The organism is Spirulina sp. CCY15215 (genome assembly GCF_016888125.1).
Lineage (GTDB): Bacteria > Cyanobacteriota > Cyanobacteriia > Cyanobacteriales > Spirulinaceae > CCY15215.
In genome coordinates, this window is record NZ_JACSWA010000375.1 from 1 (window position 1) to 666 (window position 666).

At 45.3% G+C, this 666-nt stretch carries 1 protein-coding gene; it reads right to left on the bottom strand.

Annotated elements, in window-relative coordinates; translation table 11 throughout:
• Positions 1 to 635: RRXRR domain-containing protein (locus JUI58_RS10480; RefSeq protein ID WP_239121389.1), on the bottom strand; the 635-nt coding region annotated here is incomplete at its 3' end.
• Positions 636 to 666: the final 31 nt, after the last annotated feature.

Here is a 666-nt window from a genome sequence, read left to right on the forward strand (position 1 = left end):
ACATAATCTCCAGAACGAAAACCATAAGGAGTAATCGTTCCTCCTTTTCTTTTTCGATACTGACTGGGATTAGGTTTCTTGGAATCGGGATTCTCAAAGTGCAGTTGACGGCGATAGAGCTTGGGGCGGGCAATTACGACAAACGGGCAATCCGTCAATTCGACAGAACCAAACCATTTTCCGCCTCGAATCTTCCGAATCGGGTCAATGAACTTTCGGTATTCGACAAAAGCATAGCAAGCTAATGCAATACCGTCATTGGCATGGGTTTCTGGAGAGATTTTCGATTTGTCCGTTTGGTCTTTTACCAAACCCAAATGCTTTCTCAGAGCCGAAGTTTCCCATCCTTCTTTAGTCGTAACTGGTGCAATTTGGTTTAGCCATTGCACCATGACTTTTTGCCCCACCATCACGGGCGAAAAGCCTTTTCCTGACTTTGCACTTTTGCGTCCACTCGTTAAATCTACGTCGGCTTTAACGATTTCGTAGACAATTCGAGAAATGGGATAGATTCTTGCCAATTCCTTGACAACTCTTAACTCCAACTCTCGATTGGCACGGATGCTGGGAGGGAGTTTGGCGTTTCGCCGATTGTTAAAACGCTTTTGACGATGGCATCTTTGCTCGAAAGGCAATTTTCGATTGATTCTCCGTCCCCTCCTTGCT